Source organism: Microbacterium allomyrinae (assembly GCF_020682705.1).
Classification (GTDB): Bacteria; Actinomycetota; Actinomycetes; order Actinomycetales; family Microbacteriaceae; genus Microbacterium; species Microbacterium allomyrinae.
Genome location: NZ_JAGTTN010000001.1, coordinates 954,881 through 970,378 on the forward strand (window position 1 = coordinate 954,881; position 15,498 = coordinate 970,378).

The following is a 15,498-nucleotide window of genomic DNA, read 5'->3' on the forward strand; positions in this document are numbered from 1 at the left end:
CTGTTGTTGCCTGGGAGTGGACGGGGATCGCCGATCTCGGCGATCCCCGTCCTGTCAGATTTCGAGCTGACTCCGGCTGGTCGGGCTCAGAAGCCCTGGCCCTCGGCCAGTGCCGTCTCGCCGGCCTCGGCCGAGTCGAACGTGGCGCTGTCGACGATGATGGTCGATTCGACCGTCTCGCCCGCGAGCGTCTTCTCGACCACGTCGACGGCGATGTCGCCGAAGAACGGGTTGTACTGAGCGACGAAGCTCAGGTCGCCGGCCGCCAGCGCCTCGAGTGCACCGGTGGTGCCGTCGATCGTGGCGATCTTCACGTCGGTGCCGGGAACCAGGCCCGCAGCGGTCACGGCCTGGGCCGCGCCGATACCCATCTCATCGTTCTGAGCGAAGATGAACTGGATGTCGTTGTTGTTGGCCTTCAGCACCGTCTCGATGACGGACTTGCCCTCGTCGGTCTTCCAGTTGGCGGTCTGCGCGCCGACCTTGTTCAGGCTCGCGACGTCGGCGACCTCGGAGTCGAAGCCCTCGTTGCGCTCGTTGACGACCGACAGACCCGGAACACCCTCGAGCACGAAGTAATTCGCGCCCTCGGCGAAGGTCTCGACGGCCCATGCGCCCACCGAAGCCGCGACCTGGAAGTTGTCGGGTGCGATGCGGGTGACGTAGAGGTCCTCGCTCGCGTCGACACCACGGTCGAGCAGGATGACCGGGATCTCGGCCTCCTGCGCGAGCTCCAGCGAGTCCTCCCAGCCCGATGCCTCGGTCGCGGTGAGCAGGATCACGTCGACCTCGTCGTTGACGAAGGTCGCGAAGGCGTCCAGCTGCGACTTCTGGTCGCTCGGGCTCGCGGCCGGAGCGTACTTGAGCTCGTAGCCGGCCTCTTCGGTGAAGGCGTCCTTGACCGCCTGCTCGTTGGCGTTGCGCCATCCGCCCTCGGGGCCGACCGCGACGAAGCCGACCGTGGTCAGGTCGCTGTCGCTGCCGGTGTCCGAGCCGGTGTCGTCGCTGCCGCCGGCGCAGCCGGTGAGGCCGAGGGCCAGGGCCCCTGCGCCGACGAAGCCGATCAGACCCAGCATCCGCTTCTTGTTTGCCATCTCTTCTCCTCCTTGAGACTCCCCGACGCTCTCCGGTCGGGGAGAAGTACTTGTGCCCCCTTGCGGGACACTCTCGGGTGTGTGCGTCACCCATTGTGCGCGCTAACATCGCCGCGCGCAAGCTCATTTCAAAGATTCGTTACTCGTCCGTTACCGCGAACAATCCTGCGCCCCGGGCCGACCCGGATTCCGGCGTCCGCCGGGCGTCAGGAGCGCGGGCGTGCGGTCGAGCCGCGCACGATGAGAAGCGGCTCGATGATGTCGTGCTCGGCGGCTTCCTCGCCCTCGATGGCGGCGATGATGATCTGCAGCGCAAGCGCCCCGAGCGCCGAGAAGTCCTGCCTCACGGTCGTCAGCGGAGGAAGGAAATGGCGCGCATCGGGAAGGTCGTCGAAGCCGACGACGCTGATGTCGTCGGGTACGCGCAGGCCGCGCTCCGACAATCCGTGAACGACGCCCAGCGCCATCTGGTCATTCGCGGCGAATACTGCCGTGACACCGGTGAAGTCGTACGTCGTTCCGTACGAGTAGCCGTAGTCCGACGTCCAGTCGCCGACGACCGGAGTGCCGATCGGGAGACCGGCGTCCACGAGCGCATCTCGCCAGCCCTGCTCGCGTGCGCGGGCGTCGAACCAGTCGAGCGGGCCGGACAGATGCGCGATGGAGCGGTGCCCGAGCTCGATCAGGTGCATGACGGCCGCCATCGCTCCGGCGCGCTGATCCACCGCGGCGGTGTGCATCTCGGCATCGGACTCGGCCTTGATGACCAGGGTCGGAAGGCCCGTGCTCTGCTGACGCAGCATGTCGAGAGAGGATGCCCTCGGAGCGATGACGCAGAGCGCGTCCACCCCCTGGGTGACGAGTTCGACGACGCCGACGTCGATCTGCGACTGCTCGTCATCCGAGATCGAGAAGGCGCTGATCGCGTAGCCGGCGTCGCGGGCCGCCTCTTCGATCGCGCGCAGCGTGCTGTTCGGGCCCCACTGCACCGGGCTGTCCACGAGCACGCCGATGCGCATCGCACGACGGGTGGCGAGAGCCCGGGCGATCGAGCTGCGCGTGTAGTTCATCTCGTCGATCGCCTGGAGCACGCGCTCCCGGGTCGACTCGCGGATGTTGGGATGACCGTTCAGGACACGCGACACGGTCATGTGCGACACGCCGGCCTGCTTCGCCACGTCGTAGATGCTCGGCCGCTGCCAGCCTCGCGTCGCCTGTTCAGACATTGCCGATCACCTCGTCCGTTCGCCGCGGCCGTCGGCATCCCCCTCACGGGGTGCCGGCTTCGAGGATCCGAGTCCTTCGCGCGCGACTTCGGCACGGCGACCGCTGACCACATAGTAAGGGGACGGCGCGGCGAGGGCGCGCATGCGGCCGGGCGATGCCCGGATGCGGCGCACGAGTAAGAGCACGAGACCCGCCGCCAGCAGCGTGAGCGCCATCCACATCAGCAGCGACGGCGCATCCCCGCCGGTGGCCGGCAGCTCCCCTCCGCACGGGCTCACGCATTCGAGCGGTGTGATCTCGACCGTGACGAGCACCCCGGACGAGCCGTGGTCGATCTCGTCCGCGACGGCCGCGGTGGGAACCAGCGCCGATGCCACGACGAACGCCGTCATCGCGGAGAGAAGTCGCGTGCCCCTCACCGCGCGTTCACCGATTCCTCGGCGGAGCGACGCTCCTCTTCGCGGGCCTGAGCGCGCGCCTCTTCGAGCAGCCCGGCGATCCGCGCCTTGGACCGGCGCCGACCCCACACGAAGGCGGCGATGACCAGGGCGAGCCCGGCCAGCACGATGAACTGCGGCCACGGGATCGCCCAGGCGAGCGTGTCGGCGCTCACCGGATCGAGCGACGAGGTGGTGCCGTCCATGGTCACGACGACGGCATCGAGAGTGACGCTCACGGGCACGACGAACAGCGGCCAGACGTCGTCGACCACAACCGCCAGCGGGCGGGAGTCTCCGGGAAGGAGTTCCTGGGTGATCTCGCCCTCGGCGGGGAACGCCACCGTCTTGCCACCGGCTTCGACCACGCCCTCGGCGACGAGGCGGGTATTGCCGGTGTTGACGACCTCGAAGGTCACCGTCACCTCGCCCGGACGCAGCGGGTTCCACGAGAGCGCGTACGTGGCGGCGGCCTGCCCGATTTCGGCGGCCGGGGTGATCTCACCGGTGACGCGGGTGAGCACGCGGAAGCCGACACGGCTCTCCACCCCGACGTTCGCGCCTTCGTCGCTGGACTGCACCTGGAGCACGGATGCCGTGATGCCCGCCGCGTGATCGCCCGGCTCGGCGGTGTCGGGGACCACGATCTCGAAGGGGACGACGACCGTCTCACCCGCCGCGACAGTGACCTCTTCGGGGATCTGGATCCACGTTCCGGAGTCGACGGACTCCTGGTCGGCGGGAAGCATGTCGAAGCGGCCCGTGCGGGTGTAGAACCCGTCGGCCGCGGCGAGTCGGAAGGTGACGGTGTCTTCGCTCACGTTGCGCACGGCGAAGTGGTCGGCGACCGTGTCGCCGGGGTCGATGTCGTGCTCCACCGCGTTGCGCCCGTCGGGCCCGGTCTCATCGGCCGGTGTGACCGACCATCGGATCGTGGGCTGTTCGTCGGTGTCATCCGCGGCGGACGCGGCGCCGGTGGTCAGGCCGACGAGGATCAGGGCGAGGGCCGCGGCCAGCAGTGCGCGGACGGGCGCTTCGCGACGCGAGAGGGGATGGGGCACGATCAGAGGTCCAGACGTCAGGGTCGGGACCGCGTGGTGCGGTCCCGACCCGATTCAACACGAGTTCTGCGGGGCTGCGTCAGATGGCGTCTTCCCACAGGGTGAGGGTGATGGTCGCCGAGTAGTTGCCCGGAGCGACGGTGACGGGCGTCTTGAGGAACAGCTGCGCGTTCGCGGTCCACTCTCCCGGTGCGAGCTCGCCGGTCAGGTTGGGAGCGAAGGCGAGGAGCTCCTCGCCCACCAGACCCACGTTGTTCGCGCTGGGCGTTCCCGGGGTGCCGAAGGTCGGGTCGTCCAGGACCGTGACGATCTCGTCACCCGGGAGCACCTGCTCGTCGTCGCCCGACAGGAGTGCCGGGACCCAGCCGATGTTGCCGGCACCGATGTCGGGCACGCCGGCCGCGGTGAAGGACGACGACTGACCGGTGACGTACCAGTACTGGTCGGCGGGCGTCTCTTCACGGTCGTCGGTGATCGTGACCGTCGGCAGCGTTCCATCGAACTGACGAAGCGTCGGGTCGGTCGATGCGACCTCGGTCAGCGACGTCGAACCCTGCGCGACGCTCATGGTGAGCGCACCCACCGGCTCGAGCGCCTCGATGTTCACGTTGACGTCGACCTCGTCGCTGCCGAGTTCGTCGGCGATGGCCGCGCCCGCAACGCCGATGAGCAGCATTCCGCCCAGTGCGCCGGCCGCGGTGCGTGCGATCAGTCCTCGCTTGTTCATTCGTTTTCTCCAATTTCCCGGTCGACAATCGCTGCCGATCCGAACCTGCGAGCGACCGGACCATCCGGCCGTCGGGTCTCGCCGAGGGCGTCAGCCGAGGCCGAGCGCCCTCATCTCATTGAGGTCATGGCCGGCACGCGAGGTGCCGCATCCGGTGTCGCAGTCTCGGTGCGCCGTCCCCATGGCGCGGAGCGCGCCGGTGCCGACGAGGGACGCAGGCTGCGCCTCGGGGCGAGGGATGGTGGTGAGCATGTGGCACCTTTGCTTTCGTATCCGACGGTGGATCGACTGGCTCTTCTCGAATGTTACCGGGAACTGTTAGCGAGAACAACACTTTTTCTCGCGCATTCTCCCGATGCGGGACGGATGCCGCGGGCCGCGGCATCCGTCCCGTCCGACGGGTCAGCCGCAGCTGATCGCCGGGTACACGATCGGGACGGTCACCGTCACCGGTGCGCCGCCGACCGTGGCAGAGGCGACGATCGACGCCTGTCCGCCCGCGACAAGCGCCGAGCGCGACGTGAACACGCTCGCGGTCGACGTGCCCGGAGCGAGCGCCGCCACCTGCTTCGATCCGAGCGGCGTCGTGATCGTGAGCGCCACCGGCACCTCCGACCGGTTGGTCGCCTGGATCGTCAGCGCCGCCTTGCCGGCGATGCACCTTCCGGCAGCCACCGCCGTCACCTCGAGCGCCGGCGCAGGGGCCTGACGGACGATCTCGATCCGATAGGTCGCCGTCGTGGTGTGATCCTGCGCGGTGGCCTTCAGGGTGAGGACCGTCGGCCCGTCCCCCTCGGCCAGCGCGACCGTCCGCGGCAGCGTGTCGTCGATGAGGATGTCGTCCGCGAACACCAGTCCGCTCGCCACCGCGGGATCGACGTCGAAGGTCGCCGTGGTCGCGTCTTCGGGGACGGCCGCGGTGTAGGCGTAGACGCCGCCCGCGAGCGCCGGCGCGAGAGCGCCGTCCTCGAACGAGAGTGCCGTGAGATCGGCATCCGTCGCGTATGTGGTCTTCGAGGTCGTGTAGACCCCGTACACCCCGCCGACATAGCTCGAGCCGTTCGACTGGAAGCGCACCGTGACCACGGGGATCTTCTGCCCGTCCTCGTCGAGGACGTACTCTCCCGCCTGGTTGCGCTTGTAGCTGTCCTTCGCCTCGATGCCGGCCAGCACCGCCGCCGGGATCTCCTCATAGTCCACGTACCAGCTCGTCGCACCCCCGGCATTCGTGATGCGCTCGTGCGTGAGGAGCACGTCGTTGAGGTAGACGTCGAACGTGCGGCCGTTGTCTCCTCCGAAGTAGCGCACCCCGAGGTAGTTCTTCGGCAGCGTCGGGTCGACGATCATGTCGTACTGGAAGTACGCGTCCGCCGCGGTCTGCCCGTCGCGGTACCCCTCCCCCAGGTGCACCCCCACGCCCGACTTGTTGAACTCGTAGCTCTTGTCCGCCTCGCTGTTGTTGTTGTCGAACGACGTCAGCGAGTCGATCGTCGTCTCGTCGATGCGCCGCTGCTCCTTGCCCTTGCGGATGAGCGCCTGCGCCTCGGCGGAGTCGGGCTCGGCCAGGTTCATATAGGTGGCATAGCGCGCGTCGTACAGGCTGTAATACGGCTCGAACGTGAGAGCCGCGGATGCCGCATCCACGTTCTGCAGCGCGAAGCGCATCGTCTCGATGCCATTGGCGTTCACGCCGTCGGCGAGCCGCACGAGGTTCTCGGCGATGTCCGCCTTGAACGCATCGGCGTCGGCGGTCACGATGTTGTTGTTCACCGACTTGTCGGCCTGACTCATGCGCACGAGCACGCCGGCGACGTACGAGGCATCGACGTTGGTGCGGTTCAGCTCGGTCGCCAGCAGCACCGGGCCGTACTTGAAGGCGACCCAGTTGGGGTTCTCGGTGCCGTCGTCGACGGTGACCTCGGCCGGGAGCACGTAGGTGATCTCGTCGCCGGACGACACCTCGACGGTGAGATACCCGTCCGCGAGAAGGGCCGCGACATCCTGCCCCTCACCGTTGACGGTGAGGGTCGGCGTGCCCGCCACCCAGTCCGGGACGCGCAGCCGCAGCGTCGTCCCCTCGGCGAGCGCGCCGCCGTCGAGCGAGTCCACCGCGAATGTCACGGTGTCGTCGGCCGGCACGTCCGCGGTCTGGCTGAGCCTGAGGTTGTGCTCGGCCGAGGTCAGCTCCGACGAGCGGAACATGTTGACATAGACCGATGCACCCTTGCGGAAGTAGATCGAGTCGCCGAGCTTCGTGAAGCTCTCGGTCGCGGTGCCGTGGTCGCACCAGAACTCGTCGAACGGGCGCCCGAAGATCTTCGCGTATCCGGCCGCCTGCGGCTGGAAGTACGTCATCATGCCGGTCTCGGGGTTCTGCGAGGCGAGGATCGTGTTGATGTACGTGGACTCGTAGAAGTCGGCATACTTCACGTCGGGGTCCACCTGGAACAGCGACCGCGAGAGCTTGAGCATGTTGTACTCGTTGCAGCCCTCGGACGTGGAGTTCTCGCCGTACCCCGAGGTGGTGCCGCTCGTCGCGTACTCGTACAGCGTGTCGGGCGCGTGGAAGTGCTCCGAGTAGCTGTTGCCGCCGTTGGCGTAGGTGTGGTCGTCGACCACCATCTGCCAGAAGTTCTCGGCCGCCGTCCGGTACATCCCGAGGCTGCTCTTCTCCGCTGCGGTCAGAGTCTCGTAGAGGTGCGGGTTGTCGGTGAACACCGTGTAGCGCTTGAGCGCCCCGATGAGCTTCGGGATCGTCGTGTTCGCGTGCTTGCCGTTCAGCACGTCCTGCCCGGCGGCGAGCTGCTGGAACAGCGTCACCTCGTCGAAGTACTCCGCGGCGCGCTTGTGCGCCGGGTCCTCGGTGATGCTGAACAGCTCGTACAGCGCCTCGTTCATGCCGCCGTACTCGGTGTTGAGGATGCTCGCGGGGTTGGCCTGGCGTCCCGCCCAGTCGCGCACCCAGGTGCCGAAGCCGCTCGCGACCGACAGCGCCGTGGCCGAGACCTCGTCGGGAGCCTGCTGATAGGCCTCGAGGAGTCCCGCGAGCACCTTGTGCAGGTTGTAGAACGGCACCAGCAGACCCGATCCGCCGCTGGGAAGCACGCTGGTCGAGAACGGGGCGACGTAGCCCGCGTTCGCGGGGTCGATCGCGGCGTACGCCTTCTGCGCACGATCGAGCCCGTCGACGGCCGTCGTCAGCTTGGCGAGCAGCTGCGCCTTCGTGGTCGGGTCGGTCGTGGTCGCGTACGCCTGCGAGAGCGCGGAGATGTAGTGGCCGAAGAAGTGGCCCTGGAAGCGCGTGCCGGTCGGCCGCTCCCATCCGCCGTACGGCTGCACGGTCGTCGGAAGACCGGCCTGCGTATAGAAGGAGTACAGGAAGCGCTCGGGGTCCAGGCTCAGCAGGTACTCGATCATCTTCTGGTTGCCGTTGACGAGGTAGGGGTCCTCGAGCAGCACCTCGTCGAGTTCGGTCTCTTCGAGGTAGATCGAGGTGGCCGCGCCGTCCTGCGGTACGGCGACGTCGAACGTCCGGGTCACCGGCGCGCTCCCTCCGTAGGTCGCCGTCGCGGTGAGGGTCACCGTCGCGGGTGCCGATGCGGGGCGGGTGACGGATGCCGCGCCCCCCTCGATCGAGATCACGTCGGTGTCGGAGGACGCCCAGGTCAGGACGGCGCCGTTCACGGCATCCGTCGGCAGCCCGAAGTCGGCTGCGACACTGGACGGAACCGAGAGGGCGTCCAGCGCGCTCTGGGCGACGCCGGCCGGATCGAACGACGGATCGCCCTGCTGCGTGAGCGCGACGACATCCTGCACCGTCGCCACGCCGTTGTAGAGCGTGTAGTCGTCGAGGAGGCCGGTGGCGTGCGCCCCGTTGTACTGCGGGCCGTTGTAGCCGAGAGTCTTGACCGTCGTGCTCTCGCCGACGATGACGCCGGTCGCCGTGCCGGTGGCCTCGTACTTCACGGTCGAGATCTGGCGCACGCCGTTGCGGTAGAAGGCCACGCCCTTCGTCGCCTTGTCGTAGCTCACCACGACATGAGTCCACTGCCCCGCGGGGAAGAATCCCGCCCGGGCCGTGTCGACCGCGACCTTGTACGGCTGACCGGATGCCGGACCCACCGACAGCACGAGCGGTGAGGTGTCGCTCTCCGAGGTCAGATACCATCCGGGCGAGTTGTACGCCGACTTGCTCCACGCGAACACCTGCTCGCCGGCCATGGTCGTGCTGGGCTTGTACCAGAACGAGACCGTGAGGTCGGCGGGCTGCAGGTAGTCCGCGGTGCCCAGACGGATCGCGTTGGACCCGTTGAGCGCGAACGCCTGGTCGCGCACGCCTGTGCCGTAGGCGGCGGCGCCCTTCTGCATCGTGACGGCGGCCGCGTTCGGTCCGGCGTCGGCGAGGCTGCCGTCGAAGCGCAGATCGAGCACTTTGGCCGACTCGATGGACAGAGGTGCGGCCAGGGCCGCGGTCGGTGCGACGACGGCGATGCCGCCGGCGGCGAGGATGGTCGCGGTCGAGAGCGCCAGCGCTCTGACGAGCTTCTTCATGGGATGCCGATCCTTGGGTGCGGTGACGGTGCGGTGACTGTGTGGGTGGCGGGGCGGCGGCTCCGCCGCAGGCGTGCGCGGGCACCGCGTGACAAGGCCGATCCAACGCTTCTTCGCCAAGGTCTCAGGGCCCCTTCGTCCTGTCGGCACCGACGCGCAGCTGTTAGCGCTATCAGATGATCCGATCAATTGTTAGCGCGAACGAGCAGCGATTGTCAAGGATTCGCCGCACATCTGATCGACCCTTGCTCGACGATGGAAGTGAGCGCTAACATTCACTCGCGCGCCTCATGCGTCCCGCATGCCCATGCCCGGCCGCGCACAGCAAAGGAGCTGGAGTGATCCTCACCCCTCGACCCGTCCCCCACGCCGAGAGCGGTAAACCGCGCAGCGATTCCCGCTCGCGCACCCGCAGCCTGCTCGCCGCTGCAGTGGGCGCAGCCCTCATCGTCACCGCCTTCTCCCCCACCGTCGCCGCCCCCGCCGCGGAGTCCGGGGTGGCACCGACCGCCGGTCTCGTCGTCGACTACCGCTTCGACCAGACGACGGGCGCCAGCATCCCGAACCGCGTGAGCGGCGGCGCGGCGGCCACCGTCGTGAACGGCACCGACAGCCTCTGGACGGGTTCCTCGCTCGTGTTCACCGGCGGCGCCAAGACGAGCGCGACCGCCAACTGGGTGCGCCTGCCAGACAACGTGCTGAGCGGCAAGGCTTCGGCCACCGTCACGATCGAGACCAAGATCGACGCCACGATGAAGAACAACTGGAACTTCCTCTGGAACATCGGCAGCGACTCGACCACCCAGTACTACTTCGCGTCCGTGCGCGACAACCCGCGCACCTCGATCACGACCGCCGGTGGCGGTGGCGAGGTCAACGCCCGCTCGGGCACCGCTCTGGACGCCGACCGCTGGTACAGCCTCACCTCGGTCATCGACGGCGCCGCCGGGCGCATCACGTTCTACGTCGATGGGATCGAGGTCGCCTCCACCGCGACGACGCTGACCCCGGCATCCATCACCAACCAGACGCTCAGCGCGATCGGGCGCGCCCCTTACCCCGACCCGATGTACAAGGGCGAGGTCTCGGCGTTCCGCGTGTACGACCGCGCGCTCACGGCTACCGAGGTCGACGACGTGTCGGTGGCGGATGCCGCCCTCCACGCCTCATCGCACGAGCAGGCGGCCGAGGCCCTGCTCGACGGGGTCGCCGACGTCACCATCGACGAGCCGATCGCTACGCTGCCGAACTACGGCGGACGCGTGTCGTGGGAGTCGTCCGATCCCGACATCGCGATCGGCGATGACGGTCTGACCGTCACGGCCCTGCAGCCCGCGGCCGGCGATGCCCCGCTCGAGACGACGCTCACCGCGACGGCGAGCGTCCGCGGTGCGACCGCGACGCGTGAGGTGCCGGTCACGGTGCTCCCCGCCGTCGGTGCCGATGACGCGTTCGGCTACGCGATGGTCCATTTCATCGAGGACTCCGCCGGGTACGCCGAGAAGATCTACCTCGACGTCTCCCGCGGCGACAACCCCGAGCAGTGGGATCCGCTCAACGGCGGCAAGCCGATCCTGGCATCCGACCTCGGCACGACCGGCATCCGCGACCCGTACCTGACCTACAACCCCGAGACCGAGACGTACTACATCATCGCGACCGACCTGCGCGTCTTCGGCGGGAACAACGGCGTGAGCGGCTGCACGAGCTGGTGCTACTGGAGCTCGCAGGGCAGCACGAAGCTCAACGTGTGGGAGTCCAAGGACCTCGTCTCGTGGAGCGATCTGCGCCAGTTCGACGTCGCGCTCTCCGGCGGCGCCGAAGTCGCAGAGCTCGGCATGGCATGGGCGCCCGAGGCGACATGGGTCGATGACTACTACCCCGATGGCAGCGGTGCGTTCGTCGTCTACTGGTCGTCGAACGTCTACGCGAACTCCGCGCACACCGGCTCGAGCTACTCGCGCATCCTGTGGGGCGCGACGCCCGACTTCACGCAGGACAGCTACGAGTACGGCGGCACCTTCATCGACGCGGGCGGCAACACGATCGACACCTCGATCATCCAGAACGAGGGGACGACCTACCGCATCACGAAGGACAACTCCACCGGCAAGGGCATCTACATGGAGTCCACCACGTCGGCCCAGTGGTGGGAGCCCGCCGCGACCTGGACGCAGCTGCAGTCCCAGATCGGCGCGGTGTGGGCCGGTGGCAACGCCGGCGGCGTCGAGGGCCCCGCGGTGTTCCAGCGCCATGGCGAACAGAAGTGGTACCTCTACGTCGACGTCATCCCCTCCACCGGCTACCGGCCGATGCAGACGACCGACCTCGATGCGGGCTGGTCGCAGCTCGTGAGCAACGGCTTCTCGATGGCGCCCAGCACCAAGCACGGCGGTGTCGTGTCGCTCACCAAGGGCGGCTACGACACGATTCGCCAGGCGGATGCCGCGACCGCCGTCGAGAGCGATCTCGGCTCCGTCGAGGTGGCGGCCGATGCGAGCGAGGCCGACGTCCGCGGGGCGCTGCCGGAATCGGCGGGCGTCGTGATGGCGTACGGGCGCGGCACCGCGTCGCAGCCCGTCGAATGGGATCTGACGGACGTCGACACCGGCGAGGCCGGCACGTACGAGGTCACCGGCACCGTCCGCACCATCGGCGCCAGCCTCAACCAATGGGTGGGCGCGGGCGGCTCGACGGCCTGGAACGCGACGGGCAAGCAGCTCTACAGCTCCACCGCCGTCACCGTGACCGCCGACGTGGTCGTCGCCGCACCGCTCCTGCCGGTCACGATCACCGCCGACACCCGCTGCGTCGCCGGGAAGGTGGTCCTCACGACCCGCACGACCAATGACGGGGATGCTCCGGTCGGCCTCGTGCTGAGCACGTCGTACGGCTCGAAGACGACCGCCGGCGTCCAGCCGGGCAAGACCGCGAGCGCGACGTTCACGACGCGTGCGGTGTCGATCGCGGCGGGGACGATCACCGCGACCGTCAGCGCCGGCGGCGACAGCGCCGAGGCATCCGCCGCGTACGAGGCGGTGAGCTGCGGCTAGGTCGAGCGTCCAGACGGAGCGCCCCGCCGGCTTTCGAGCCGGCGGGGCGCTTCGTCGTGGTCGTCGAGTGACGCTCACCCCCACCGCGAGCACGGTCGGAGTTCGCGGTGCCAGGCGGGCTCGAGGGGTCTCGATACGCTCGTTCGTCGCACTCGACCGGCGGGGGGTCGGGGCGGGGCGAGGCGGAAAGCGGGGCCCTCGCTCGCGGTATCAGGCGGGCCCGCGCCGACTCGATACGCTCGCTCCTCGCACTCGACCGGCGGCCGGGCGGGCGGGGCCGAGGGCGGAGGCCCTCGCTCGCGTGGGCGCGCGACAGCGCGTCGCGGGGTCGGGACACACCCGCGACGCGCGTCGCATCGGCCGCCTCGCAGGCAGCCGGGTCAGGTCACCCGCAGGTCGCGGGCGCGGAGGCGATCTCCTGGGTCGTGGCGACGGGGACGCCGTCGACCTGGGCGGCCGCGGTGATCGTGACGGTCCCGGCCGGGATCGCGGCGACACGCGTCGTGAACGACGTCGACGTGCTCTTGCCCGCAGCGAGCGACGGGAAGGTCTTCGAGCCGTGCGCACCCGTCGCGGTGACCGAGAGGGCGATGTCGTCGTCGTTGCTCACCGTGAGGACCTGCACGACCTTGCCGGCCACGCAGCGAGCGCTCACGGCGGCCGAGACATCGAGCACCGGTGCGTCGCCGAGGAGCACCTCGACGGCGCCCGAGGCGGATGCCGCCAGGACGTCGAACCCGTCGAACGTGGCCGAGAGCGACACCGGCACGCCCGCGGCCTCGGTCGCGGGCACGATCGCCTCGGCGATGTAGCCGCCATCGCGCTCCTCGACCGCGGCCTCGACCTCGATGTCGCCCAGCTGGAAGCGCACCGCACCGGCGACCGCACCGCTGTCGGCGGCCGTCACTCGGGCGGTCAGCACGTCTCCGGCGCGAACGGTCTGTCCGGCCGACGCCCCCTCGATCGCCGTGGTCGTGGTGATCCTGGTGAGCGCGGCGCCCTTGGCCGCCTCCCACTGGTTCAGCGTCACGGGCAGCACACTGCCGTGCCTCGATTTCGGGAGTGCTCCGGTGACCGTCTGCCACTGCGGCGCGGCGAGCGATTCCGTGAACAGGGGCAGGTACCCCGCACCGGTGAAGTCGTCGACGAACAGGTAGAACCCGCCGTCGGCATCCGCGGGCACAGAGGTGTCGCCCTCGTTCGCCCGGAAGATCGTCGGGCCCTCGGTCGTGCGGGTCGTGCCCCGGGCGGTCTTCGAGATGCAGCTGGCGTCGGTGGCCCACTCGTAGGCTCCGGGCACGGTGAGCGCTCGCAGATCGGTGGAGGACTCCTGCAGGATGTCGGTGCAGCCGGTCACCTCCTTGGTGAACCGGTAGAACGTGCCGTCATCCTCGATCACCGTGGAGTCGATGCGATCGCCCGCGTCCTGCCAGACCTTCGCGTCGGAGAACGACGTGAAATCGCGCGTGGTGGCGTACATGACCTTGGAGTAGGTCGAGTTCGGAGTGCCCGCCTTGTCGTACGGGCGCGTGCCGTCGAGATAGACCCGCGACGACCAGTAGACGACGAACTCACCGGCCTCGGCATCCCAGTACGCCTCGGGCGCCCACGTCATCGACGCGTTCGGGCCCGAGACCTTCACGTGGCGTTGCGCGCTCCAGGTGCGCAGGTCGGTCGACTCCCAGATCTCCAGGTAGGCGCTGCCGGCGTCCAAGGCGCGGTCCCAGCTGCTGTTGCGGCCGATCGACAGGTCGGTCGCGATGAGGAAGAACCGATCCCCTTCGGGTGCCCGCAGGATGAACGGGTCGCGCAGGCCCATCTCGCCCATCGTCGAGGTGACCAGGGGTGCGCCGCCGCCGAGCACGTCCCAGCTCATGGCGCTGTTGCCCTGGGATGCTGCGAGGTGGATGTTCTCGCCCGCCACGGTGTCGGCCGTGAAGTACGCGAAGAGGTATCGGCTGTCGACGCTCTCCCGCGGCGCCGCGGCGACCGTGACGTCGAACTCCCGCGTGAGCGCCGCGGCGCCCTCGCCGATGGTCGCCGTCAGTGTGATTTCGGCGTCGGGCTCTCCCCACGCCGGACGGGTGACGACACCGGCCGCCGCCGCGCCGACGGGTGTGTCGGAGATGACCGCATCGTCGGAGGACGACCAGGTCACGGGCGAACCTGCGGCGCCGCGGCCGGGAAGAGTGACGTTGCCGCGCGCGACGTCGGGAAGCTGGATCGCGTCTCGATCGGATGCGATGTCGGCGGTCGCGAGGGCGGGCACGGTGACGGTGAACGTCCGCGGTGACGCAGCCGCCTGACCGCGCGTCACAGCCGAGGCCGTGAGTGTGACGACCGCGGCGGGCTCGCCCGGCAGCGGTCGGGTCACGACGCCGGCCGGCGAGATCACGCCCGGCTCTGACGAGGACCACGAGATGCCGTGGAGCGTGACGAGCTGCACATCGTCTGCGACCGCGGATGTGTCGCCCAGGTCGAGAGAGGCGAGCTTCGCCGCCGAGACGGCGGCGAGTTCTGTCGCGTGCGCGGCGCCGTCTGCGTCCGACAGTCCCACGACCTCAGCGCTCGAGAGAGCGCGGTCGTAGACGCGGAACGCGCCGACCGAGCCCTTGAACAGAGCGTCGGGCCAGGGCGCGCGCCCGATGGTGTTGAGCGTCTGGGTGATGTCCGCCGGCGCCAGCGTGGTCTTCACCACACCCGCCCGCTGACCGTCGGTGTAGAAGGTCAGCGTGTCGGCGTCGGCGTCGATCACCGCGGTGAGGCTGTGCCAGCGGTTGGCCGTGACGCCGTAGCCCGTGCCGTTCTTCTCCCCCGCCGCCGAGCCGGTCGTGATCGCCGACCGTGGTCCGCGCACGTTGGCGAACCAGTACTGCTGGGTCGCGTCGTTGCCGATGTTCCACAGGAAGTGGTTCGTGGTCAGCATCGTCGGGTCGGCCTTGACGTCGATCGACACGGTCGCCGAGCCCGCCCCCGCGAGGATGTCATCGGGAAGCTCGACCCAATTGCCCGTCGAGGTCTTGGCCCCACCCGTGAACTGCAGGGTCCCCGCCTCGGCACGCTGCGTCGCGACGTAGTTGCGCACCGTCGCATCGAACGGGTCGCCGGCCTCGGCCGACCCGTCGGCGGTGTTGCGCACCGCGTCTCCGGACGTCTCGTCGAACAGGTACCGGGCCACGAGACCCTCGTCCAACGGGTCGGCGGCCGTCGCCGCCGAAAGCGCCGCGCCGGGCACGATCACCCCGGCCAGCCCCACTGCGGCCGCGGCGGCGAGCGCCACCCCGCGCCGGGCGGCACCTCGCGCCGGCCGAGGAGCCGTGGCATTGCGTCTCTTGCGTTCCATCTCAA

General features: G+C 69.1%; 9 protein-coding genes. 1 reads left to right on the forward strand and 8 read right to left on the reverse strand.

All coding sequences use genetic code 11. From position 1 onward, the window contains the following. Positions 1–86: 86 nt before the first annotated feature. The 7 genes from KEC57_RS04610 to KEC57_RS04640 form a co-directional block, all read right to left on the reverse strand. Complete coding sequence (locus tag KEC57_RS04610; protein WP_229383340.1) at positions 87–1,094, reverse strand: substrate-binding domain-containing protein; 1,008 nt, start codon at positions 1,092–1,094, stop codon at positions 87–89. 206 nt (positions 1,095–1,300) lie between these two features. After that, complete coding sequence (locus KEC57_RS04615) at positions 1,301–2,320, reverse strand: LacI family DNA-binding transcriptional regulator (protein WP_229383341.1); 1,020 nt, start codon at positions 2,318–2,320, stop codon at positions 1,301–1,303. A 6-nt stretch (positions 2,321–2,326) separates the two neighbouring features. Next, positions 2,327–2,740 carry an LPXTG cell wall anchor domain-containing protein gene (locus KEC57_RS04620; protein WP_229383342.1) on the reverse strand — a complete coding sequence of 138 codons (414 nt, stop codon included), beginning with the start codon at positions 2,738–2,740 and terminating at the stop codon, positions 2,327–2,329. Next, the gene (locus KEC57_RS04625) at positions 2,737–3,819 is read right to left on the reverse strand and encodes a DUF916 domain-containing protein (protein WP_229383343.1); all 1,083 of its coding nucleotides are present in this window, start codon (positions 3,817–3,819) and stop codon (positions 2,737–2,739) included. Before KEC57_RS04625 ends, KEC57_RS04620 begins: the two co-directional genes overlap by 4 nt. Before the next feature lie 79 nt (positions 3,820–3,898). Then, on the reverse strand, positions 3,899–4,546 hold the full coding sequence (locus tag KEC57_RS04630; RefSeq protein ID WP_229383344.1) for a hypothetical protein: 648 nt from the start codon (positions 4,544–4,546) through the stop codon (positions 3,899–3,901). A 90-nt stretch (positions 4,547–4,636) separates the two neighbouring features. Then, positions 4,637–4,798 carry a hypothetical protein gene (locus tag KEC57_RS04635; RefSeq protein WP_229383345.1) on the reverse strand — a complete coding sequence of 54 codons (162 nt, stop codon included), beginning with the start codon at positions 4,796–4,798 and terminating at the stop codon, positions 4,637–4,639. A 150-nt stretch (positions 4,799–4,948) separates the two neighbouring features. Beyond that, positions 4,949–9,097, reverse strand: a complete 4,149-nt coding sequence (locus KEC57_RS04640) for a beta-L-arabinofuranosidase domain-containing protein (protein ID WP_229383346.1) — start codon at positions 9,095–9,097, stop codon at positions 4,949–4,951. A gap of 338 nt (positions 9,098–9,435) precedes the next feature. Between KEC57_RS04640 and KEC57_RS04645 the strand changes: the two genes are divergently transcribed. Continuing rightward, positions 9,436–12,150, forward strand: a complete 2,715-nt coding sequence (locus KEC57_RS04645; protein ID WP_229383347.1) for a LamG-like jellyroll fold domain-containing protein — start codon at positions 9,436–9,438, stop codon at positions 12,148–12,150. Positions 12,151–12,535: 385 nt separating this feature from the next. On the opposite strand, the gene KEC57_RS04650 is transcribed toward KEC57_RS04645, so the two are convergent. Beyond that, a complete protein-coding gene (locus KEC57_RS04650; protein WP_229383348.1) occupies positions 12,536–15,493 on the reverse strand; it encodes an immunoglobulin-like domain-containing protein in 2,958 nt (985 codons plus the stop codon). Positions 15,494–15,498 lie beyond the last annotated feature (5 nt).

What these genes read in the sequence shown, in the direction of transcription:
- KEC57_RS04610 (WP_229383340.1), bottom strand. Translation starts at nt 1,094, where the DNA reads ATGGCAAACAAGAAGCGGATGCTGGGTCTGATCGGCTTCGTCGGCGCA.
- KEC57_RS04615 (WP_229383341.1), bottom strand. Translation starts at nt 2,320, where the DNA reads ATGTCTGAACAGGCGACGCGAGGCTGGCAGCGGCCGAGCATCTACGAC.
- KEC57_RS04630 (WP_229383344.1), bottom strand. Translation starts at nt 4,546, where the DNA reads ATGAACAAGCGAGGACTGATCGCACGCACCGCGGCCGGCGCACTGGGC.
- KEC57_RS04635 (WP_229383345.1), bottom strand. Translation starts at nt 4,798, where the DNA reads ATGCTCACCACCATCCCTCGCCCCGAGGCGCAGCCTGCGTCCCTCGTC.
- KEC57_RS04640 (WP_229383346.1), bottom strand. Translation starts at nt 9,097, where the DNA reads ATGAAGAAGCTCGTCAGAGCGCTGGCGCTCTCGACCGCGACCATCCTC.
- KEC57_RS04650 (WP_229383348.1), bottom strand. Translation starts at nt 15,493, where the DNA reads ATGGAACGCAAGAGACGCAATGCCACGGCTCCTCGGCCGGCGCGAGGT.